This is a genomic window from Aminobacter sp. P4_D5, assembly GCF_056401815.1.
Genome location: NZ_JBFUIP010000575.1, coordinates 1 through 802, shown reverse-complemented (window position 1 = coordinate 802; position 802 = coordinate 1). Strand labels below are relative to the sequence as shown.

The following is an 802-nucleotide window of genomic DNA, read 5'->3' as shown; positions in this document are numbered from 1 at the left end:
GCCTGCTACGGTCTGGGTGGAACGAAGCCCACCATCACGGATGCGAACGCGCTGCTGGGCTATCTCGACCCCAATGCCCGCCTCGGCGAGCGGATCTCCCTCGACCTCGACCGTGCGAAGGCGGTGATCGAGCCGATCGCGCAGGAGCTGGGCCTCGGCCTGACCCAGACGGCGCTCGGCATCCTGCGCGTGGCCAACGCCACCATGGCGCGCGCCCTGCGCCGCGTGACCGTGGAGCGCGGCATCGACGGGCGCGACTGCGCCCTGCTGGCCTTCGGCGGTGGCGGGCCCATGCACGCGGCCGGGATCGCCGAGATGTACGGCATCGGGCAGATCATCGTGCCCGCCGCCTCCAGCGCCTTCTCCGCGCTGGGCTGCCTGACGGCGGATGTCAGCTTCCTGCAGCAGCGCACCGTGCGTCTGCCGCTGGACGGCTTCGATGGCGCCGCCTTCGGCGCGCATCTCGAAAACCTCACTGACAACGCAATGGAGCCGCTGGTCTCGCATGGCGTGGCGGCCGAAACGATCGGCATGGAGCACACCGCCCTCATGCGCTACGCCGCGCAGAACGACGCGCTGCCGGTGCCCTTCACCCTGCCGATCGACCCCGTCACGCTCGAGGCGGCGTTCCACGCGCGCCACCACGCGCTCTTCGGCTATTCGACGAAGGAGCCCTGCGTGATCGAATCCCTGCGCGTCCAGGCGCGGCAGCCCTCGGGCATGCGCATCACCCGGCCCTCGGCGAGCGGGACGCCGCGGGCGGAGGGCACGCGCATCTGCAGCTTCGACGGTGCGATGGACG

General features: G+C 71.2%; 1 protein-coding gene. It reads left to right on the top strand.

Features of this window, described 5'->3' with window-relative positions; translation table 11 throughout:
• Positions 1-802 (top strand): hydantoinase/oxoprolinase family protein (locus AC1DWF_RS33585; protein WP_476842822.1); only part of this gene is annotated, 802 nt, incomplete at both ends.